This is a genomic window from Streptomyces sp. XH2, assembly GCF_049725035.1.
GTDB lineage: Bacteria > Actinomycetota > Actinomycetes > Streptomycetales > Streptomycetaceae > Streptomyces > Streptomyces roseoverticillatus.
In genome coordinates this window covers 102,455-123,894 of sequence record NZ_JBMMMZ010000010.1, presented here as the reverse complement: position 1 = coordinate 123,894, position 21,440 = coordinate 102,455, and the positions used below count along the sequence as shown (strand labels likewise).

Annotated in this window: 12 protein-coding genes and 1 pseudogene; 10 read left to right on the top strand and 3 right to left on the bottom strand. The window is 68.5% G+C overall.

Features of this window, described 5'->3' with window-relative positions:
• Positions 1-96: 96 nt before the first annotated feature.
• A complete protein-coding gene (locus tag ACOTKD_RS21340) occupies positions 97-3,987 on the bottom strand; it encodes a GH92 family glycosyl hydrolase (protein WP_424890586.1) in 3,891 nt (1,296 codons plus the stop codon).
• A gap of 523 nt (positions 3,988-4,510) precedes the next feature.
• Between ACOTKD_RS21340 and ngcE the strand changes: the two genes are divergently transcribed.
• The 4 genes from ngcE (at position 4,511) to ACOTKD_RS21320 (ending at position 8,635) form a co-directional block, all read left to right on the top strand.
• Positions 4,511-5,944 carry an N-acetylglucosamine/diacetylchitobiose ABC transporter substrate-binding protein gene (ngcE, locus tag ACOTKD_RS21335; protein ID WP_424890585.1) on the top strand — a complete coding sequence of 478 codons (1,434 nt, stop codon included), beginning with the start codon at positions 4,511-4,513 and terminating at the stop codon, positions 5,942-5,944.
• Between the two features lie 202 nt (positions 5,945-6,146).
• Positions 6,147-7,064, top strand: coding sequence for a carbohydrate ABC transporter permease (locus ACOTKD_RS21330; RefSeq protein WP_424890584.1), 918 nt, complete (start codon positions 6,147-6,149; stop codon positions 7,062-7,064).
• Complete coding sequence (locus ACOTKD_RS21325; protein WP_424890583.1) at positions 7,064-7,987, top strand: carbohydrate ABC transporter permease; 924 nt, start codon at positions 7,064-7,066, stop codon at positions 7,985-7,987. The genes ACOTKD_RS21330 and ACOTKD_RS21325 overlap by 1 nt, the downstream gene beginning before the upstream one ends.
• Positions 7,988-8,065: 78 nt before the next feature.
• The gene (locus ACOTKD_RS21320) at positions 8,066-8,635 is read left to right on the top strand and encodes a hypothetical protein (RefSeq protein WP_424890582.1); all 570 of its coding nucleotides are present in this window, start codon (positions 8,066-8,068) and stop codon (positions 8,633-8,635) included.
• Positions 8,636-8,793: 158 nt separating this feature from the next.
• On the opposite strand, the gene ACOTKD_RS21315 is transcribed toward ACOTKD_RS21320, so the two are convergent.
• Together ACOTKD_RS21315 and ACOTKD_RS21310 are read right to left on the bottom strand one after the other, a co-directional pair.
• Positions 8,794-9,927 carry an acyltransferase family protein gene (locus tag ACOTKD_RS21315; RefSeq protein ID WP_424890581.1) on the bottom strand — a complete coding sequence of 378 codons (1,134 nt, stop codon included), beginning with the start codon at positions 9,925-9,927 and terminating at the stop codon, positions 8,794-8,796.
• A gap of 376 nt (positions 9,928-10,303) precedes the next feature.
• Complete coding sequence (locus ACOTKD_RS21310; RefSeq protein WP_424890580.1) at positions 10,304-11,869, bottom strand: FG-GAP-like repeat-containing protein; 1,566 nt, start codon at positions 11,867-11,869, stop codon at positions 10,304-10,306.
• Positions 11,870-12,832: 963 nt separating this feature from the next.
• On the opposite strand from ACOTKD_RS21310, the gene ACOTKD_RS21305 reads away from it, so the two are divergent.
• The 6 genes and pseudogenes from ACOTKD_RS21305 (at position 12,833) to dxs (ending at position 21,239) form a co-directional block, all read left to right on the top strand.
• Positions 12,833-13,561: an ALF repeat-containing protein gene (locus tag ACOTKD_RS21305; RefSeq protein ID WP_424890579.1), complete on the top strand. Its 729-nt coding sequence runs from the start codon at positions 12,833-12,835 to the stop codon at positions 13,559-13,561.
• A 442-nt stretch (positions 13,562-14,003) separates the two neighbouring features.
• Positions 14,004-15,203 carry an ROK family transcriptional regulator gene (locus ACOTKD_RS21300; RefSeq protein ID WP_424890767.1) on the top strand — a complete coding sequence of 400 codons (1,200 nt, stop codon included), beginning with the start codon at positions 14,004-14,006 and terminating at the stop codon, positions 15,201-15,203.
• Between the two features lie 151 nt (positions 15,204-15,354).
• The gene (locus ACOTKD_RS21295; protein ID WP_424890578.1) at positions 15,355-16,461 is read left to right on the top strand and encodes a substrate-binding domain-containing protein; all 1,107 of its coding nucleotides are present in this window, start codon (positions 15,355-15,357) and stop codon (positions 16,459-16,461) included.
• Positions 16,462-16,481: 20 nt separating this feature from the next.
• A pseudogene (locus ACOTKD_RS21290) lies at positions 16,482-17,279 on the top strand (ATP-binding cassette domain-containing protein); the annotation flags it as partial.
• A gap of 242 nt (positions 17,280-17,521) precedes the next feature.
• Positions 17,522-18,847, top strand: a complete 1,326-nt coding sequence (locus ACOTKD_RS21285; RefSeq protein ID WP_424890577.1) for a sugar ABC transporter permease — start codon at positions 17,522-17,524, stop codon at positions 18,845-18,847.
• A gap of 424 nt (positions 18,848-19,271) precedes the next feature.
• Entirely contained in the window at positions 19,272-21,239 is a 1,968-nt protein-coding gene (gene dxs, locus ACOTKD_RS21280) for a 1-deoxy-D-xylulose-5-phosphate synthase (protein WP_424890576.1), read from the top strand.
• Positions 21,240-21,440 lie beyond the last annotated feature (201 nt).

Genomic DNA, 21,440 nt, shown 5'->3' with positions numbered 1-21,440 from the left:
CATGCGGGTCTCCGGTCTGCGTGGGGGGCCCCGTGTCTGGGGCCCGCCACTGGATCCACGTGATCGTTTCACACTTTCTTTACGGGTCAAGAGGCTTTATGCGGATCTTTTCCCCAATAGTTCGACCTCGGCGAGGACGTGGTCGCCACCGTCCGCCGGCCGCAGCCGGTAGTGCCGGTACGCGCCGGGCCGTGCCACCGAGAAGACCCGCGTCTGCCGGTCCCAGGCGAAGGCCTCGCCCGTCCGCCGGTCGACTTCCTGCCACTCCCCGGCGCCGTCCCGCGAACCCTCCAGCACCCAGCCGTCCGGGGCCTTGGCCCGGTCCGCCGAGGTCAGGGTGTACGAGGTCACGCGCGCGCCGGACGGCACCTGCAGCAGGGCCGTGCCGAAGGAGACGTCGGTGACCGAGGTGTCGTCGGTGAGGGGCGAGGTGCCCGGTGCGGTCAGGTCCTCGTCCGGGACGGGGGCCGCGAAGTCCTTGCTGATGGACGACGGCCCGTCGTTGCGGCCGCTGCCCCAGGACGACGGCTGCGGGCCCATGTCGAACTCCAGGGTCGCGCCCTTGGCGAGGACCGCGTGCGGGAGCGCCGTCGACCGCCAGGCCTTGCCGTTGACCCGCAGGCCCTGCACGTACACGTTGCGGGCGCTGTTGCGCGGGGCCTTCACGACCACGTCCCGGCCGCCCTCCAGATGGAGCGTCGCCTTCCGGAAGAGCGGCGACCCGATCGCGTACTCGCCACTGCCCATCACCAGCGGGTAGAAGCCCAGCGCGCCGAACAGGTACCAGGCGGACATCTCGCCGTTGTCGTCGTCGCCCGGGTAGCCCTGCCCGATCTCGCTGCCGAGGTAGAGGCGGGACAGCACCTCGCGCACCTTCTCCTGCGTCTTCCACGGCTGCCCGGCGGCGTCGTAGAGGTACGTGATGTGGTGCGAGACCTGGTTGCTGTGCCCGTACATGCCCATCCGCACGTCCCGCGCCTCGGTCATCTCGTGGATGACCCCGCCGTACGAGCCGGCGAACTCGGGCGCCCCCGTCTCCGGCGTGCCGAAGAACTGGTCGAGCTTCTCGGCCAGGCCCTCGCGGCCGCCGTACAGCCCGGCCAGGCCGCGGGTGTCCTGCGGCGCGTGGAAGGCGAAGTTCCAGCCGTTGGTCTCGGTGTAGTCGTGGCCCCAGACGTGCGGGTCGTAGCGGCCGGGCGGCAGGCGCCGCGAGCCGTCGGCGTTGCGGCCCTGGAAGAAGCCGACGGTCGGGTCGAAGAGCTTGACGTAATTGCGGGCGCGGCTGAGGAAGTACGCGGCCTCGTCGCGGTAGCGGGCCTTGTGCGTGCGCTCGTGGAGGGCCTTGCCCATCGTCGCGAGCCCGTAGTCGTTGAGGTAGCCCTCCAGGGCCCAGGACATGCCCTCGCGGGTGGTCGTGCTCGTCCAGCCGAGGAAGGGGGAGGTCTCCATGCCCTTGCGGCCGACGCCGGGCTGGGTCGGCACGACGGTGGCGTTCTTGAGCGCGGCCTTGTACGCGGCCTCCGCGTCGAAGGAGACGCCCTTGGCGTAGGCGTCGGCGAAGGCCACGTCGGAGCTCGTGCCCGTCATCAGGTCGGCGTAGCCGGGGGAGGACCAGCGCGAGATCCAGCCGCCGTCCTTGTACTGCTGCACGAAGCCGTCGACGAGCCGCCCCGCCTGCCGGGGCGTGAGGAGGGAGTAGGCGGGCCAGGCGGTGCGGTAGGTGTCCCAGAAGCCGTTGTTGACGTAGACCTCGCCGTCGGCGATCCGCGCTCCCGTACGGGTGGGGGTGCTCTCGCCGTCGGGGCGGGAGAAGGGGCTGGCGTAGCGCGGGCGCGGGCGGGCGCGGGTGCCGGTGTTCTCGGAGCCGGAGTTGGGATAGAGGTAGAGGCGGTAGAGGCTGGAGTAGAGGGTGGTGAGCTGGTCGCGGCTCGCGCCCTCGACCTCGACCCGGCCGAGGAGGGCGTCCCAGGCGGCGCGGGCCCGGTCGTGGACGCGGCCGAAGGAGGTGCCCTCGGGGATCTCCTGCTCCAGATTGGCCTTGGCCTGCTCGGTGCCGATGAGGGACGTCGCGATGCGCAGGGTGACGGTGCGGTCCTTGCCGGGGGCCAGGCGCAGCCAGCCGGTCGTGCTCGCCTCGCCGCCCGTTCTGCCGGCGGCGGTGACGGGCGTGTCGAGCACCCCGTAGACGAACATGCGGCCCGCGCCGACGGACAGTCCGCTGCGCACGTCCGAGTAGGCGGTGAAGGAGCGCGTCCCGGGGTCGAGGGTGAGGCCGCCCTGGTTGCGGACGTTGTCGAGGATCAGGGCCGCGCCGGTTCCGGGGTCACCCGGATAGGTGAAGCGCATGATCGCGGCGTGGTCGGTGGGAGTGATCTCGGCCTTGAGGCCGTTGTCGAAGGTGACGCCGTAGTAATGGGGGTGTGCCGTCTCGTGGGCGTGGTGGAAGGGGAGGGCGCGGGCCGTGCGGCTCGTGTCCGGAGGGCCGGTCCCGGAGGCGGCGGCCGGCATCACCTGGAAGGTCTGCCGGTCACCCATCCAGGGGCTCGGCTGGTGGCTCGCGCTGAACGCCTGGACGGTGGGGAGGTTGTCGGCGTTGTTGGCGGCGGCGTACTGGTAGAGCCAGTCCATGGCGCCCGCGTTCGTGACCGGCGTCCAGAAGTTGAAGCCGTGGGGGACGGCGGTCGCGGGAAAGGTGTTGCCCCGCGAGAAGCTCGCGCTGGAATGGGTGCCGCGCGTCGTCACCGCGTAGTCGGCGAGGTGCGCCGGGGGCTTCTCGGCGGGCGCGGGCGTGAGGGAGACGTCGTCGACCCAGCCGCGGAACCGCGCGGGCCCGGCGGGGGAGTCGTACGCCACCAGCACCCGGGCGACGGTCTTTCCCGCGGCCACGGCCCCGATGTGCGACTCCTTGTTGTTCCACTGGTTGACGTAGAGCGTGCGGGAGCCGGCCTGGCCGCGGGGCGTGAGGGGCGCGCCGTGCTGGTCCACCGCACCGAGGTCACTCAGATAGGTGCCGTCCGTGAAAGCGAGGTCCAGGGACACGTGAGTGGCCGGATAGCGCAGGTCGACCTCCGGCATGGAGGGGAAGACCTTGTAGGAGAGGACGGTGCGCGGGGTGACGCGGAGGCTGACCGCGAACAGCTTGTTGTAGGAGTAGGCGCGGCCCATGGCCTGGTGGACGCCGCCGTAGCGCAGTGCGTGGCGCCCGGAGAAGCCGGCGCGCGCCTTGGCGGTCGGGGAGCCCTTGGGGCCGCCGTCGACGTAGCTGCGCATGTCGGAGGGCGGCGGCGGGCCGGTGAAGTACGGCGCGAGCTGCACCTCCGCGAGCTGCGTGATGTCCTCGCCGCTGTTGCGGGTTAAGTCGAGCCGGTAGTGGCCGTAGGGGGTGCTGTTGGTGAAGGAGAACTCGCGGGTCTGGAAGCGCTTGTCGAAGGTCTCGCCCTTGCGGGTGTCCAGCGGTGTCCAGTTCTTGCCGTCCTGCGAGCCCTGGAGGACCCAGTCGCGCGGGTCCCGGCCGGGCGCGTCGTTGGCGGACGTCAGGGCGTAGCGGACGGCGGTGACGGGCTCGGCGAGGTCGAACTCCAGCCAGGCTCCCGCCTTCTCGAAGGTGAGCCATTTGGTGGTGCTCTCGCCGTCGACGACGTTCTCCTTGACCTCGCCCGAGCCGGCGTTCTCGCCGCTGGCCCGGACGTCGGTGACGGAGTCGCTGACGTTGCCGGGGATGCCGCGGGTGTCGTTGCCGTCGACGCCGGCGGTGCGCTTGCGGCCGTCGGGGGTGGCGTCGACGGTGTTGCGCCAGTCGGGCCGGGGGTCGCCGGGTTCGAAGGAGGAGGAGAAATGGTCCGTGGGGGCGGCTGCCGGGGAAGCGGCGGCGGGGACCTGAATGCCCGTCATAAGGGCGACGGCCAGAAGGGGGACGAGCGGACGGGTGAGACTACGCCATCGGTGCCGGAGCCGGTGCCGGGGTCTGTGCCGCTGTCCCTGCCGCATCTCAAGTCTCCCAACGAAACCGACAACGTTGTCAAGTGAGTCGCGCAGAGATAAGTAGGGCGTGAGGGGTGGGTGGTGTCAAGGGTTCCGGGACTGGTGTCGCCGGGGCGGGGGCAGGAGCGGGGGGTAGCCGGAGGGGAGACGTCGTACCGTGGGAGGTCTCAACTAGAGAAAGACTGACGGCAGAAGCCGCTTCCGATCTTGCCCAGTTGGTGAGAAGTGGACTATACCTGTCGGCTACCGGGGAGGCTCCGAGGGCCACCGCGGCGGATCCGGGGGGAGAGCGGCGGGGGGAACGCCGCGGCCACGTCACCGCTCCCGGCGCGCACACCCAGCACCACACCAAGCACCACGCCCAGCACCACACTCAGCACCACACCAGCCACGCCACGCACCACACCCAGCACACCAAGCTTCAACTGACCCGCGGTGTCGGGCCCTTCGGCAACTCTTGTGAGCAAGGGGAGAACCGGTGCACCGCCTGAGTCCTGGAGAAGGCGAGGACTTGAGCATGGGATCGAGCATGGGATCCACAGGGGAGTTCGGCCGGCGCGACCTGATCAAGAGAGCGGCCGCACTCGGCCTGATCGCGGTGCCGTCGACGGGCGTGCTCAGCGCCTGCGCGTCGGGCGGCGGCAGCGACGACAACAAGGTCGACAAGGGCACGAAGAGCGAGAAGAACCCGCTCGCGGTCAATGAATCCGCGCCGCTCGACGTCGTCATCTTCGACGGCGGTTTCGGCCAGCAGTACGCCAAGGACGCCGAAGCCGAGTACAAGGCGGCGTATCCCAAGGCCGAGGTCAAGCACGCGGCCACGCAGGAGATCCAGACCCAGCTCCAGCCCCGCTTCAACGGCGGCACCCCGCCGGACCTCATCGACAATTCCGGCGCCAAGCAGATGGACATGGGCACCCTGGTGGGGAAGCAGCAGCTGACCGACCTCAACGCGCTGCTGGACGCCCCGTCGATCGACGACCCGTCGAAGAAGGTACGGGACACGCTGCGGCCGGGCGTCGTCGAAATGGGCCGGTTCGAGGGCCGGGAAACCTGGATCCTCTACTACGCGTACACGGTCTACGGCGTCTGGTATTCGAAGACGGCGCTGGAGAAGCTGGACGCGCAGTACCCGGAGACGTGGGACGAGATGCTCGCCGTCTGCGAGAAGGCGAAGAAGAAGGGCATCGCCGGCTGGACGTACCCCGGGAAGTACCCGTACTACCTGCCGTTCAGCCTCTACCCCTTCATCGCCAAGATCGGCGGCCGGGAGGTCCTCGACCGGATCGACAACCTGGAGCCGAACGCCTGGAAGGACCCGGCGGTCAAGGCGGCCTTCGAGGCGTACTACGAGCTCTTCAAGAAGGGCTACATCCTCCAGGGCACCCCCGGCCTCACCCACATCGAGTCGCAGACCGCCTGGAACCAGGGCAAGGCCCTGTTCATCCCCAACGGATCCTGGGTCGAGAACGAGTCGAAGAAGACCACCCCCGCCGACTTCAAGATGGCGGTCGGAGCGCCGTCGAGCCTGGACGCCAAGCGCGACAAGATGCCGTTCGGCACGGTCTGGGCCTCGGGCGGCGAGCCGTTCATCGTGCCGAAGAACGCGAAGAACCCGCAGGGCGGCATGGAACTGCTGCGCATCATGCTGGGAAAGAAGTCTTCGCGGAACTTCATCAAGCAGGTCTCGTCCCTGACGTCGCTGAACGGCGGAACGGAGGGCCTGACGCTGCCGCCGGGCCTCAGCTCCTCGCAGGAGGTGCTCGCCAAGGCGGGGGAGAACGTGGTCAATCCGCGGATCCAGGACTGGTACGTCGCCCTCCAGAAGGAGAAGATCGGCGTGGCGGCGCTGGGCGAGATGATGGCCGGCCGGATGACCCCGGACGAGACGATCGCCAAGATCCAGAAATTCGCGGACGGCGTGCGTGCCGATGACTCGATCAAGAAGTACCGGCACAAGTAGCGGGCGGGCGGCGCGCGTAGTGAGTGCGCTGAGCGCGGTCGGCGCGCAGTGAGCGCGCAGCCGGCGCGGTCGGTGTCGGGCGCGCGCTGAGCCACCGAGTCACTGAAGTACGTCACCGGCGGCGGGGCGGACCGGAAGGAACCGCGTCCGCCGCTCCGCGCCCGGGGGGGAGCTCCTCGCGGGAGATCGGGGTCGGAAGGCAATGCAGCACGGTAAGTACCGGTTCATCGTGGGGTTCCTGGCCGTACCCCTGGTGATCTACGCGGTGTTCGTGATCTCGCCGTTCCTCCAGGCGATCTACTACTCGTTCACGGACTGGACGGGCCTGAGTCCCGACTTCAAGATGGTCGGGGTCGGCAACTACCGGAAGATGCTCTCCGACGACGTGTTCTGGAAGTCCGTCGGTCACAACGTCCTGTTGCTGCTGGTGCTGCCACTGGTGACGCTCGGGCTGGGCCTCTTCTTCGCCTTCATGCTGAACGTCGGCGGGCGGAGGAGGAAGAACGCGGCGGTGGCGGGCGTCCGCGGCTCCGGCTTCTACAAGGTCGTCTACTTCTTCCCGCAGGTGTTGTCGATCGCCATCGTGGCCCTGCTGTTCCAGTTCGCGTACAACCCGAACAGCGGCGCGCTGAACTCCTTCCTGAGCGCCGTCGGCCTGGATTCCGTACAGCCGAACTGGCTCGGTGACCCGGACCTGGCGCTGTGGTGCGTGATGGCCGTGATGGTGTGGAGCAACGTGGGCTTCTACGTCGTCCTGTTCTCGGCGGGCATGAGCTCCATCCCGAAGGACTTCTACGAGGCGGCGCTGCTGGACGGCGCGAACCGCATCCAGACCTTCTTCAGGATCACGCTCCCCTTGCTGTGGGACACGGTCCAGACCGGCTGGGTCTACATGGGCATCATGGCGCTCGACGGATTCGCGGTCGTGCAGATCATGACGGTGGGCCCCGGCGGCCCGGACTATTCGACCGAAGTGCTCGCCTATTTCCTCTACACCAAGGCGTTCCGGGACGGGCAGGCCGGATATGCGACCACGCTCGGGGTCGCCCTGCTCATCGTCACCATGATCTTCGCCGGCATCGTGATGAAGCTGGGCCGGCGCGAACGGCTGGAGTTCTGATGAGCGTCGCGGAGAACCGTGCAGAAAGCGGTGCGGAGACCGGTGCGGAGACCGAGGCTCCGGTGGTGGACTCCCCCGAAGGGCGCATGGGCACCGAGGGAAGGGTCCTCAACGTCTTCTCGCACGGGGTGCTGATCCTGTGGGCCCTGATGGTCACGCTGCCGCTGCTGTGGGCGGTGATGAGCGCCCTCAAGGACGACAAGTCCATCTTCACGTCGCCCTGGGCGCTGCCCACGAGCCTGCACTTCGACAACTGGTCGAGGGCGTGGTCGCAGGCGCACATGAGCGAGTACTTCTTCAACTCGGTCGTGGTGGTGGCGGGTTCGCTCTTCGGCACGATGCTGCTGGGCTCGATGGCGGCGTACGTCCTGGCGCGGTTCGAATTTCCCGGGAACCGTTTCATCTACTACCTGTTCGTGGGCGGGATGAGCTTCCCGGTGATCCTGGCGCTGGTCCCCCTGTTCTTCGTGATGAAGAACATGCAGCTGCTGGACACGTACCACGGCCTGATCCTGGTCTACATCGCGTACTCGCTCCCGTTCACCATCTTCTTCCTGAGCGGCTTCTTCCGGACGCTGCCCTCGTCGGTCGCCGAGGCCGCCCTGATCGACGGCGCCTCGCACACCAGGACCTTCTTCCAGGTGATGCTGCCGATGGCGAAACCGGGCCTGATCAGCGTCGGCATCTTCAACTTCCTGGGCCAGTGGAACCAGTACCTGCTGCCGGCGGTCCTGAACGTGGGCGACGAGGACAAGAAGCTGCTGCCGCAGGGCCTGGTCGCCCTCGCCGTCAGCCAGGGCTACAAGGGCGACTGGTCGGGCCTCTTCGCGGGCCTGGTCATCGCGATGCTCCCCGTTCTGGCGGCGTACATCGTCTTCCAGCGGCAGGTCCAGGCGGGGCTGACGGCGGGGGCGCTGAAGTAGCCCTCCGGGCCTGCCCTCGGAGGGCAGGCCCGGAGAGCCCTGGAGCGCGGCCTACGGGCGTCGGCCGTGGTTGTGGTCGTGATCGTGGTCCCGGTCGTGGCGGTCGTCATGCCGGTCGTCGTGCCGGTCATCACGGCGATCGTCGCGACGGTGGTCGTCGTCCCGACGGTGGTCGTCCCAGCCGTGGTCGTCGTCCCAGCGGTGGTCGTCATCGCGACGGTGGTCATCCCGGCCGTGATCATCCCTGCCGTGGTCGTCATCGCGGCGGTGGTCGTCCTCGCGGCGATGGTCATCGTCCCGGCGGTCGTCGTCGTGGTGGTGAACCTCGTAGGGGTGCACCCACCAGCCATTGCGGCACACACGGCCCTCGGCGTCACGATCCCCCTCGTCGTAGACGCCGCTGCCTCTGGTCTCCCCATTCGGCCCCGGGCGTCCGTTCGAATAGACGTACCGGCAGTCGGCGGGGGCCGGGGGAGTCCCGGGCGCGGCGGCCTGCGCCACGGGGAGGACGGGCAACGCGGCACCGGTAGCGCAGAGAACCACCAGCGCCGCACGCGCAACATTTCGCATTCGGATCGCCCTTCATCGATGGGCCGCGCCATCTCGCGGCGCGACCCTGGAAGAACCACGATGTCGAAGGACGAGTAACCCTCTGGGGCGTATCCACACCAAACCACACGAATGCGTATTGTGGTGTGTTAGGCGTTAAATGAGAATTAAATGGAAGGCGGGCGGGCTGTTACCCACTGTGAATGACGGTGGGCGGGGCTCACAGCCCTGCCCACCGTCACTCCACGACCCGCATGTCAGGCCGCCGCGGCCGGGCTGGGCTTCCGGCGCCGGGCGGAGAGGAGCTTCACACCCGGCTTCTCCACGTACTCGTGGAGGAGTACCGCGCCGAAGAGGGACACTGCCAGGACCAGCCCGAGGTGCAGGCTCACCGGGATGAGCAGGTGGTGCTTCTTGAGGAAGTGGTCGATGCTGAAGATGACCATTTCGTGCACCAGGTAGAAGGCGAAGGAGACCTCACCCAGGTAGACCGTGATGCGGTTCCGGAACGGCGAGGGCTCTCCCCGGACATCGGCGCGGGCCGCCGCGGCGATGGTGAGCGTGTACGGAATGACCGTGTCGGCGGCCCAGTGGAAGTCGAAGGGCATGACGTGGGACGGCCCGAAGACGACCAGCACCGACAGGGCGAGGCTGGTGGTGAGTCCCGGGCCGCGCCAGTTCCCGCTCTTCACCAGCAGGGCGACCGCGATGCCGATCACGAACTCGAGCAGCCGGACGGGCGGGAAGATGTAGAGCATGAACTTGGGGTCCCAGCCGGTCGCGTGCGCGATCCGGCCGGCGGCGATCGGGGCCAGGACCACGCACAGATTGCCGGCGATCACGGTCGCCCACAGCCCCCGGGTGGAGAACCGGCGAATGATCTTCACCACGAGCGGGAAGCTCAGGTAGAAGAGGAACTCGCAGCTCAGCGACCACGAGACGCCGTTGTACCCGAACCACCAGTCCTTCCGGTTGGGAATCCACGACTGGGTGAGGCTGAGGTTCGTCAGGGCGATCCGGGGATCGAGGGCCTTGCCCATCCAGACCATGGTGAGCACGGCGACGAAGAAGGTCACCAGGTGACTCGGGTAGATCCGTGCGAAACGGCGCCGCCAGAATCCGGTGACGGTGTCACGGGGCCGTGCGGACCAGGCGAGGACGAATCCGGAGAGGATGAAGAAGAACGACACCGCCGAAGGGCCGGCGTAGACGACCTCCTTCAGCCGGAAGACGTGCACCGAGGTGCCGGTCGACACCTCCTCGTAGAAAAAGTGGAAGCAGGCGACGAGCAGCGCCGCGTACCACCGGAGGCCTGTGAGCGAATCCAGCCGCACCCGTGAGACGGGGGATTTGCTGGACACCTCGGTGGTGGTGGGGGTTATCAGACTCACTGTCGGCTATCCCAGGTGAAGAGCAGGCGAGTTCCACGACGTGGGTTCACATCGCGGAGCCTGGCGAGGGCATGGCGCGGGCCCTGGGCGAAGCGTCCCCAGGGCCCACGGAAAGGCCTGTGTCCCGCCCGGTGGTCGCGGGCAGGGGACACAGGCTGTGCTGCGGGTGGCCGGGGCCGCAGGAATGCGGTCGCCGGCTGCAGAACGAATGAGCACGAAGCGCCCATCTTATATGCAAGATGGTCACTACACGAGGTGTCTCCGTCACAGGTTTGCCGAGCCGGGGCATCACGACGCGCCCACGAACCTGTTACCCACGGTTCCGGTACACCGAAGCTGCGGGGAGGGACAGTTCCCCCACCCGTCTCCGGGCGCGCTAGATCCGGACCTTGCTGCCGGGCTCGCCGACTCCGGTGGCGAAGACTCCACGCTCGGTCCAACTGCCATGGCCGTCACCGGTACCGTTGATCCAGGCCTTGATAACCCCGTTGTCCTGGAGGATGAGGTAGTCGGCTTTGCCGTCGGCGTTGATGTCGGCGAAGCGGACCTTGCGCCCGGGTTCGCCGACGCCGGGGATGAAGGAATCGAGTTCGCTCCAGCGACCGCGCCCGTCGGCACCCTTGTTGATCCAGACCCGCACGGAGCCGTCGTCCTGGACGGCGAGGTAGTCGGCCCTGCCGTCGCCGTTGATGTCGGCGAAACGGATGCTGTCCTCGTGTTCGCCGACGCCGCCGATGATGGTGCCGAGCCCGATCCAGCTTCCCTGGCCGGTGCCTCCGTTATTGAGCCAGGCCTGCACTGCCCCGTATTTGTGGACCACGAGGTAGTCGGCTTTGCCATCGCCGTTGATGTCGGCGAATCGGACTTTGCTGCCGGGTTCGCCGACGCCGGTGGCGATGTTGCCGCGCTCGCTCCAGCCGCCGTGGCCGGTGCCGCCGTTGTTGATCCAGGCCTTTACGGTCCCGTCGTCGTTGAGGACCAGGTAGTCGGCTTTGCCGTCGGCATTGATGTCGGCGAATCGGACTTTGCTGCCGGGTTCGCCGACGCCGGTGGCGAAGGTGCCGCGTCCGCTCCAGCTGCCGTGATCGGTGCCGCCGTTGTTGATCCAGGCCTTCACGGAGCCGTTGTCCTGGACGGCCAGGTAGTCGGCTTTGCCGTCGCCGTCGACGTCGACCCGGTAGTCACCGGGCGGGGCCGCTGGGCGCGCCGGGGCCGCCTTGACGTCCACGCGCTGCTGTATCCAGCCGTTCTCCGCGGCCCGGGCCACTCCGGCGGCGAAGGTCTCCGCCATCTTGACGTAGCCGCTGTCCTTGGGGTGGAGGTCGTCGGCAAGGTCGTCCGTGGTGACCGCGCTCATGTCGACGTACCCCACGCGCAAGCCCTTGGCCCGCCGTTCCGTGACGAGTTGGGGCACCACCGCATTGAACTGCTCGATGCGCCTTTGGGTGTCGGCCGTTGTGGAGGGGACCAAGGAGGAGACCAGCACGGTCATGTCCGGAGCGGCCGACGTGATCTTGTCGATGAGGTCACCGAGGCGACGGGGGGCCGTGTCCACGTGGTAGTTGTCGTTGAGGTCGTTCGTGCCGATGTGCAGGAGCACGACGTTCGGCTTCGCTGCCGCCAGCCACTGCTCGATGTTTGCGGAGAGACCGCCGATCTTCCAGCCCCAGTGGCCTTCGTGATCGAGATCGGGGAGCTTGCCGTGCCGCTCGGAACCCACGAAGTCCAGCTGGTCCGTGTGCGGGGCCAGCCGGCTCCACAGTTCGCCGCGGTAGCCGGACTCCGTCGAACTGCCGGCGCCGTGCGTGATCGAGTCGCCCAGAGGCATCACGGTCAGGCGCGGTACCTTCCAGTCCTTCGCGTCGGCAGTAGCCACGACGGTATGACCGCCGGGTGAGGGATACGGGGGCTGCGGGTCGGCGACGACGGCGTCAGCGGTCATCAGGCCTCCTGCGAGCGCCGCGGTCAGTGCGAATGCGACCAGCCGCGGCGATGACGGTCTGAGGCGATTTCTGCTCTTCAAATCAATGACTCTCTGTCATATCCGTTTCTGGGAGCCCGGAATGCTTCCACCGCGACGAGGGGAATGGCTTCTCATGGCAACCGTGGCCGGACTGCGCTCTTTCGCCGTGGCCCGAGAAAGGCGTGCGTTCACGGTCGGCCGGGTGAGTCTGGCCGGTATCCGTCACGGTCGTCGCGCGCTACGAGCTTCAAGAGCCTGCGCAAAACCGCCGTCGCTGCGCCGGAGAGGTCAGCCCTCTGGTCCCGACTCCCGTGGCCCTTGTTCATTCCGAGACGGATTCCGCGGCCCTGGAGTCGGCGTTCACCCAGGAGCGGAGACTGCAGTCACCCGGCGAGGCGCGGACGGCCTCGGGGATTTCCGGGGGTCAGGTGCCCGGTCTGCCGGGGGAATTCGCCGGCGACGACTCCTGCGAGCAGGAGTTTGCGCGCACGTGACATCACCTAGGAATCCTTCCAAGGGTCTTCTCTGCCGCAGCAACTACGAGTAGTGCCGCGGTGACAGGCGATACGGGTGAACATACCATACAGTCTGAATCGGGATGCAGGCATGCCGGGAGCGTGAATGCGACGCGCGTGACGCGGTGTCATGTACACGGCTGTCCTTGTCTTCTGATGGGATTGCGACAATCCGCGCTGCCTGGACCGTCTGCAGTCGCTCTCCCGTAAGTCACCGGTTGTCGGGCCTCGGGTGTGCAAAGGTTTCCGGGGGTAAGGGGGTTCGCAGGGCTGCACGCCGTGCGTTTCAGCGGGCACCGGATCCCCGATCTAAGCGGTGGAGCAAAGTGCCTCTGTCTTCCTATAGTTGGCCAACGCAGAGAAGAACAGGTGCTGTGAAGGGGTGGGGATTGTCTTGAAGTTGTCGCGCATAACTGCGGTGGTTGCCGTGGCCACTATCGCTCCGGCCGTCCTGCTTGCCTCGCCGTCCTCCGCGGACGGTGCTGCGGCGGGTTCGTCCGCACGGTCGGCTCAGGCTTCGGTGGCGAAGTCGGCCGGACCACAGGGTGAAGGAGCTGCCGACAAGGACCAGCAGGCGGAGAAGGACCGGAGCGAGATCCAGCGCATTATCAGCACCGGGGGTCCTGGTGTGAAGGATGCGGGCAAGGCGGCGCTCGGTGGTGGCCCCGCTGACTTGAGGAAGTTCCTGGAGTCCGGTCAGTTCGAGGCGAGGGATGGGGACAATCAGGTTCTGGTCTCGCGCATCGTTTACCACGCCGGGGGGCGTGGGGTGAAAGATGCGGCCAAGGCGGCCTTGAAGGGTACCCCGGAGGACCGGGTGGCCTTCCTGGAGCAGGGGCAATACGAGGCCCTGGATGATGACAATCAGGTTCTGATCTCGCGGATCATCAGCTCCGGGGGACGCGGAGTGAGAGAGGCCGGCAAGGCGGCCATGATGGGCACTCCGCAGGACCGAATCGCCTTCCTGGCATCGGGTCAGTACGAGGCTCAGGACGATGACATCGCTGTCCTCATCTCGCGGCTCATCAGTGAGGGGGGCCCTGCAATGCACGAGGCGGGGAGGGCGGCCATGACGGGCACTCCGCAAGATCGGATCGCCTTCCTTGCGACCGGCCAGTTCGAGGCGCGCGCGAAGGACAAGAAGGCCCAGAAGTAGAAGCAGGCTGAACTCGCTTGAAGCCCCGCCAAGAACCGGCGGGGCTTCAAGCCTTCCATGAACGCGGCCTAAACGGGCCCCTTCGAGTGGCGGACCTGCACGGACGGGCGTCGGCGGTACGGCGTGGCCGTTCACCGATTGCGCATGCCACCCCTGTAGGTCATGTTCACGCTGAGCCCGGCCGTTGGATCAACAAGGGTGATCTTGCTCTTTACCGCCGCAGGCTGCATGCGCATGGTCCCTGCCTGCCGTCGAGGCGTCCCTTCTCCGTATGGCGCCTTCCATACCATCGAGGCCTCGATGTGCCTCAAGGCCTTGACGGGGGCTCCGCCGGGCGGCTCAGCTTAGGGTTCATATGTTGTATGGATGCCGGGCTCCAGAGCTGTGGTCCGGTACGGGGACGGCCGGCGTGCCGTGTCCGGCTAGGCGGGAGTGGATGGGCGTGGAGACTCCGGGGTCGCAGTCGTCGCTGCACCGGGCCAATCTTGAGCGGGTCGTGCGGGCCGTGCGGACGGCCGGGTCGCTCACACAGGCCGAGATCGCCCGGACTACCGGCCTGTCCGCCGCCACCGTTTCCAATATCGTTCGGGAGCTGAAGGAAGGCGGCACCGTCGAGGTCACGCCCACCTCCTCCGGGGGGCGGCGGGCGCGGAGTGTGTCCTTGTCCGGGGACGCCGGGGTTGTGGTCGGGGTTGATTTCGGGCATACGCATCTGCGCGTCGCCGTCGGGAACCTCGCTCAGCGCGTCCTCGCCGAGGACGCCGAGCCGCTCGATGTGGACGCCTCCGCCGCGCAGGGGCTCGACCGGGCCGAGCAGCTGGTCAGGCGGTTGCTCGACGATGCCGGGATCGACCCCGGGAAGATCATCGGCGTGGGGCTCGGCGTGCCCGGGCCCATCGACGTCGAGACGGGGACGCTCGGGTCCACGGCCATCCTGCCGGGGTGGGCCGGGACCAATCCACGGGACGAGCTGGCCGCCCGGCTGAGCGTGCCTGTGCACGTCGACAACGACGCGAATCTCGGTGCTCTCGGCGAGCTCGTGTGGGGCGCCGGGCGCGGGGCCTCCGATCTTGCCTACATCAAGGTCGCCAGCGGCGTCGGTGCCGGGCTCGTCATCAACGGGCAGATCTATCGGGGGCCCGGCGGTACCGCTGGTGAAATCGGGCATATCACCCTTGATGAGTCCGGGCCCGTATGCCGGTGCGGCAACCGTGGCTGTCTTGAGACCTTTACTGCTGCCCGGTATGTCCTTCCTTTGCTCCATTCGGCCCACGGGACCGATCTCACCGTCGCCCGGATGGTCCAGCTCGCGCGTGAGGGAGACCCCGGCTGTCGGAGGGTCATTTCGGATGTCGGGCGGCATATTGGTAGTGGTGTGGCCAATCTGTGCAATCTGCTCAATCCCCGGCGGGTCGTGCTCGGCGGCGACCTCGCCCCCTCCGGCGAGCTCGTCCTCGCGCCCATCCGCGAGTCCGTCTCCCGGTACGCCATCCCCAGCGCCGCCCGGCAGTTGGAGGTCGTCCCGGGTGCGCTCGGCGGGCGGGCCGAGGTGCTCGGTGCGCTCGCGCTCGTGCTGAGCGAGATGGGTGATTCCACGCTGCTCGACGGGCATGCTCCCGTCGGCGCCCCGCTGCCCGCCTAAGCTCGTACAGCTCATCTTGCGTTCATGTAGATAACGAATGGCACCGTTGCCATCTCGTTAAGGATTTACTTCTTGACGGCCCCTTGGCGGCCGAGTTGACTTCCAGCCACCTCGGCCGCAACGACGCGGCCTCGTCAGGGAGGTTTCTGCAATGAACACGAATCTGCGTCGTGCAGCCGTGGCCGTGGCGGCCATGTCGATGGCCGCCGGGCTCGCCGCCTGCGGCAGCGCCAAGGAAGCCGGCGGCGGTGAGTCCAAGAAGGAGAAGAGCGGCCCGCTCACCATCGGGCTCCTCCTTCCGGAGAACCAGACCGCGCGTTACGAGCGCTTCGACAAGCCGCTGATCGAGAAGAAGATCAAGGAATTGGCGGGGGCCGACACCGTCGTCCTTTACGAGAACGCCAAGCAGGACGCCTCCGTCCAGCAGCAGCAGGTCGACACGATGATCACCAAGAAGGTCGACGCGCTGATCGTCGACTCGGTGGACGCGAAGTCGATAGCTTCTTCGGTGAAGAAGGCGAACGACAAGGGAATTCCCGTCGTCGCGTACGACCGGCTGGCCGAGGGCCCGGTCAAGGCGTACACCTCCGTCGACAACGAGCGCGTCGGCAAGATCCAGGGCGAATCGCTGCTCAAGGAGCTCGGCGACAACGCCTCCAAGGGCCAGATCGTCATGATGAACGGCTCCGTTACCGACCCGAACGCCAAGATGTACAAGGACGGCGCCCACTCCGTCCTCGACGGCAAGGTCCAGATCGGGAAGGAGTACGACACCAAGGAGTGGAAGCCGGAGAACGCCAACGAGAACATGAAGGGCGCGATCTCCTCGCTGGGCAAGGACAACATCGTCGGCGTCTACTCCGCCAACGACGGCATGGCCGGCGGCATCATCACCGCCCTCAAGAGCGCCGGCTTCGACAAGCTCCCGCCCGTCACCGGTCAGGACGCCGAGCTCTCCGCCGTCCAGCGGATCCTCTCCGACGAGCAGTTCATGAGCGTTTACAAGCCTTACAAGCCCGAGGCCGACGCCGCCGCCGAGATGGCTGTCGCGCTCGCCAAGGGGAAGGCCCTCGACGGCATCGCCAAGAGCACCGTCGACAGCGGCACCGAGAAGAAGATTCCTTCCATCATCGTCACCCCCTTCGCGCTCACCAAGGGCGACATCGCGAAGTACGTCGGCCAGGAAGGCTTCTTCAACCGCGACGAGATCTGCACGGACAAGTACAAGTCCCAGTGCGACTCCGCCGGACTCAAGTAGTCGAGTAGGGATTCCTCAAGATGCCTGCCACCCAGTCCGCCGAGGCCGGTGCCACCCCCGTCCTCGCCCTCCGCGGGATCTCCAAGCGCTTCGGCGCCGTCCAGGCGCTCACCGACGTCGACCTGGAGATCCGTGCCGGCGAGGTGGTCGCCCTCGTCGGCGACAACGGCGCCGGCAAGTCCACCCTGGTCAAGACCATCGCCGGCGTCGGCCCCGCCGACGACGGGATCATCGAGTGGGAGGGGCGCCCGGTCACCGTCGACCGGCCGCACGCCGCCCAGGAGCTCGGTATCGCGACCGTCTACCAGGACCTCGCGCTCTGCGACAACCTCGACGTCGTCGGCAACCTCTTCCTCGGCCGCGAGATCGTCCGCGCCGGGGTGCTCGACGAGGTCGAGATGGAGCGCCGCGCCCGTGAGCTGCTCTCCACCCTGTCCATCCGGATCCCCAGTGTCCGTATCCCCATCGCCTCGCTCTCCGGCGGCCAGCGGCAGACCGTCGCCATCGCCCGCTCGCTGCTCGGCGAGCCCAAGATCGTCATCCTGGACGAGCCGACCGCGGCGCTCGGCGTCGAGCAGACCGCGCAGGTCCTGGACCTGGTCGAACGGCTGCGTGAGCGCGGCCTCGGGGTCATCCTCATCAGCCACAACATGGCCGATGTGAAGGCCGTCGCCGACCGCGTCGCCGTCCTGCGTCTCGGTCGTAACAACGGGACGTTCGAGGTGGCCTCCACCTCCCAGGAGGAGATCATCTCCGCCATCACCGGTGCGACGGACAACGCTGTCACCCGGCGCCGGGCCCGCTCCGCGGAGGCTGCGGGGGCTGCGGAGGCTGCAGGGGCTACGGAGGTCACCGGTGCCGCCGGTGCCCCCGGTGGCACCGGTACCGCCGAGGCGGCTCCGGCCACCCAGGCCGCCGAGCCTGACCAGGCCGACCAGGCCGACCAGGCCGACCAGGCCGACAAGAAAGCCGGCACCCCAGCCGCGGCGGACAAGACCGCCCAGGCTGATCACGCCGACAAGGCCGTCCAGGCCGACAAGCCCGAGAAGGAGGCGGGCGCATGAGCACCGAGCTGCCCACGTCGTCCACCGAGCCGGCCGCCAACGGTTCCAGCAGTTCCCATGGCTCCAACGGTTCCAACGGCCAGGCCCCCGCACACGACGCCCTCCCCGCCGTCGACCCCCGCCTCCTCGTCCGCGAGGAGGGCTTCGCCGGCTACTGGAGCGAGTTCCTCCGCAAGCTGCGCAGTGGCGAGCTCGGCTCCCTCCCCGTCGTCGTCGGCCTGATCATCATCGCCCTGGTCTTCCAGCTCCGGGACTCGGCCTTCCTCGGCGCGGAGAACCTCAGCAACCTCTTCGTCACCGCCGCCGGCACCGGCCTCATCGCGGTCGGCATCGTCTTCGTGCTGATCCTCGGCGAGATCGACCTCTCCGTGGGCTCGGTCAGCGGGCTCGCGGCAGCCGTCTTCGCCGTGCTCAACGTCAACCACGGCATGCCGGAGTGGCTCGCGCTCGTCCTGGCGATCCTCTCCGGTGCCGTCATCGGCGCCCTGCACGGCTTCTTCTTCGCCCGGATCGGGGTGCCCGCGTTCGTGGTCACCCTGGCGGGCCTGCTGGGCTGGAACGGCCTGATGCTGCAGGTCCTGGGCTCCAACGGCACCATCAACCTCGACGACTCCGGCATCGTCGCCGGTCTCACCAACCACTACTTCACCGACGTCTCCGCCGCGTACGGGCTCGCGACGCTCGCCGTGGCCGCGTTCTTCCTGGTGTCGTTCCGCGACAGCAAGCGCCGGGAGGCCGCGGGCGTGCCCAGCCGGCCGCTCAGCGAGATCGTGCTGCGCACGGTGGCGCTGGCCGTGCCCGCGTACGTGGTGGCGTGGCTGTTCAACCAGTACAAGGGCCTGCCGCTGGCCGTCGTGATCTTCCTCGGGGTCGTCGTGGCGCTGGACTTGGTGCTGCGCCGCACCTCGTACGGCCGGAAGGTCTTCGCCCTCGGCGGCAGCGTCGAGGCGGCCCGCCGCGCCGGCATCAACGTCGCCGCGGTCCGGATCTCCGTCTTCGCCCTCTCCGGGACGATGGCGGCCGTCGGCGGCATGTTCCTGGCCTCGCAGATCAACGCGGCGAACCAGTCCTCCGGGGCCGGCAGCCTCCTGATGAACGCGATCGCCGCGGCCGTCATCGGCGGCACCAGCCTCTTCGGCGGGCGCGGCAAGACCTGGTCCGCCCTGCTGGGCGTGCTGGTGATCCAGTCCATCGCGTCGGGCATGGCGCTGCTGGGCATCGCCTCGGCCGTCCAGTACATGATCACGGGCGCGGTGCTGCTGGCCGCCGTCGTGATCGACTCCGTCTCCCGGCGGACGCAGAAGACGGCGGGGCGCGCGTAGCCCCCTGCGGGGGGCGCTCTGCCCACGGTGCGTAGTCGCCGTCCGTCGCCCGCCTTGGGCGGCGGACGGCGGCGCCTTTGTGTACGGGGGTATGCCCGTACGTTGCCGGCTGCCGGCCCGTCGTGGCTGGTCGCGCAGTTCCCCGCGCCCCTGCCGGGGCGTCGTGGGGCCCCGGGGGGCGTACGGGCCGCGGGCTCCGCCCCGCCATACAGCCGTACGGCCGCCCCCGCCCGGACCGTGCCCTATAGGGCGTTTTGCCGCGCCCTCCCTCGCTCGTGCGTCCGGTCGGGTGACTCGGGTCGCATCACCCGTTCATCGCCACGCCGAGCGGAACATTAGACTCGACGGATCTAGAGGTTCTTGAGGTTCTTCAAGACTTCTACATGTTTCTACAAGCCGACAGCTCGACGAAGAGGAGGCACGGGTGGCCCTGCTGACCCGCATCAGGGAACCGCGCGACCTGGACCGGCTCAGCCCGGAGCAGCTCGACCGGCTCGCCGCGGAGATCCGCACCTTCCTCGTCGACGCCGTCTCCAAGACCGGCGGGCACCTCGGGCCCAACCTGGGCGTGGTCGAGCTGACCATCGCCATGCACCGGGTCTTCGACTCGCCCAAGGACAAGATCCTCTTCGACACCGGGCACCAGGCGTACGTCCACAAGCTGCTCACCGGCCGCCAGGACTTCTCGAAGCTGCGCGCGAAGGAGGGCCTCTCCGGCTACCCCTCGCGCGCCGAGTCCGCGCACGACGTGATCGAGAACAGCCACGCCTCCACCGTGCTCGGCTGGGCCGACGGCCTCGCCAAGGCCAACCAGGTCCTCGGCCGCAACGACCACGTCGTCGCCGTCATCGGTGACGGCGCGCTCACCGGCGGCATGGCCTGGGAGGCGCTGAACAACATCGCCGTGGCCAAGGACCGCCCGCTCGTCATCGTCGTCAACGACAACGAGCGCTCCTACGAGCCCACCATCGGCGGCCTCGCCAACCACCTCGCCACCCTGCGCACCACGGACGGCTACGAGCGCTTCCTGGCCCGCGGCAAGGACCTGCTGGAGCGCACCCCGGTCGTCGGCAAGCCCCTCTACGAGACGCTGCACGGCGCGAAGAAGGGCCTGAAGGACTTCATCGCCCCGCAGGGCATGTTCGAGGACCTCGGCCTGAAGTACGTCGGCCCGATCGACGGCCACGACATCGAGGCCCTGGAGTCCGCCCTGCAGCGCGCCAAGCGCTTCGGCGGCCCCGTCCTCGTGCACTGCCTCACCCAGAAGGGCCGCGGCTACAAGCACGCCGAGCAGAACGAGGCCGACCGCTTCCACGGCATCGGCGCCATCCACCCCGACACCGGCCTGCCCGTCGCCTCCGGCGGCGCCAGCTGGACCTCCGTCTTCGCCGACGAGATGGTCGAGCTCGGCAAGGAGCGCGAGGACATCGTCGCCATCACGGCGGCCATGATGCAGCCGGTCGGCCTCGGCAAGTTCGCCAAGGCCTTCCCCGACCGCGTCTACGACGTCGGCATCGCCGAGCAGCACGCGGCCACCTCCGCGGCCGGCCTGGCCACCGGCGGACTCCACCCGGTCTTCGCCGTCTACGCCACGTTCCTCAACCGTGCCTTCGACCAGGTGCTGATGGACGTCGCCCTGCACAAGTGCGGCGTGACGTTCGTCCTCGACCGGGCCGGCGTCACCGGTGACGACGGCGCCTCGCACAACGGCATGTGGGACATGTCGATCCTGCAGGTCGTGCCCGGCCTGCGGATCGCCGCCCCGCGCGACGCCGACCAGGTCCGCGCGCAGCTCCGCGAGGCCGTCGAGGTCAAGGACGCGCCGACCGTCGTGCGCTACTCCAAGGGCACGGTCGGCCCGGCCGTCGAGGCCGTCGGCCGCGTCGGCGGCATGGACGTGCTCCGCAAGCCCGCGGAAGGCGTCGAGCGTCCCGACGTCCTCATCGTCTCCGTCGGCGCGCTCGCCCCGATGTGCCTGGAGGTCGCCGACCTCCTCGACAAGCAGGGCATCTCCGCGACCGTGGTCGACCCGCGCTGGGTCAAGCCCGTCGACGAGGCCCTGCCCGGCCTCGCCGCCGAGCACCGCGTCGTCGTCACCGTCGAGGACAACAGCCGCGTGGGCGGCGTCGGTTCGGCCGTCGCCCAGGCGCTGCGCGACGCGGGCGTCGACCTGCCGCTGCGCGACTTCGGCATCCCGCCGCGGTTCCTCGACCACGCCTCCCGCAAGGAGGTCATGGCCGAGATCGGGCTGACCGCGCCGGACATCGCGCGTCAGGTGACGGGGCTCGTCGCCAAGCTCGACGGGCGGCTCGAGGACGCGCCGACGGCCGCCGCCGGGGCGGGCGAGGTGGCGGAGGCCGCCGAGGCCGCTGCGGAGCCGGCGCGGGACTAGGGCTTCGCCCTTCGTCCCTGTACGGGCTTCCGCCGGCGGCCGGCTGCGGGCCGGCCGTGGCTGGTCGCGCAGTTCCCCGCGCCCCTTAAAGGGCGCGGTCGTACGCGGCGGAGCCGCAGATCGGCACCGGCCCGCGCCCCTTACGGGGCGCGGTCATCGCTCTCCTCACGGACCGGCGGGACCACCTATCCGGGTGGTCCC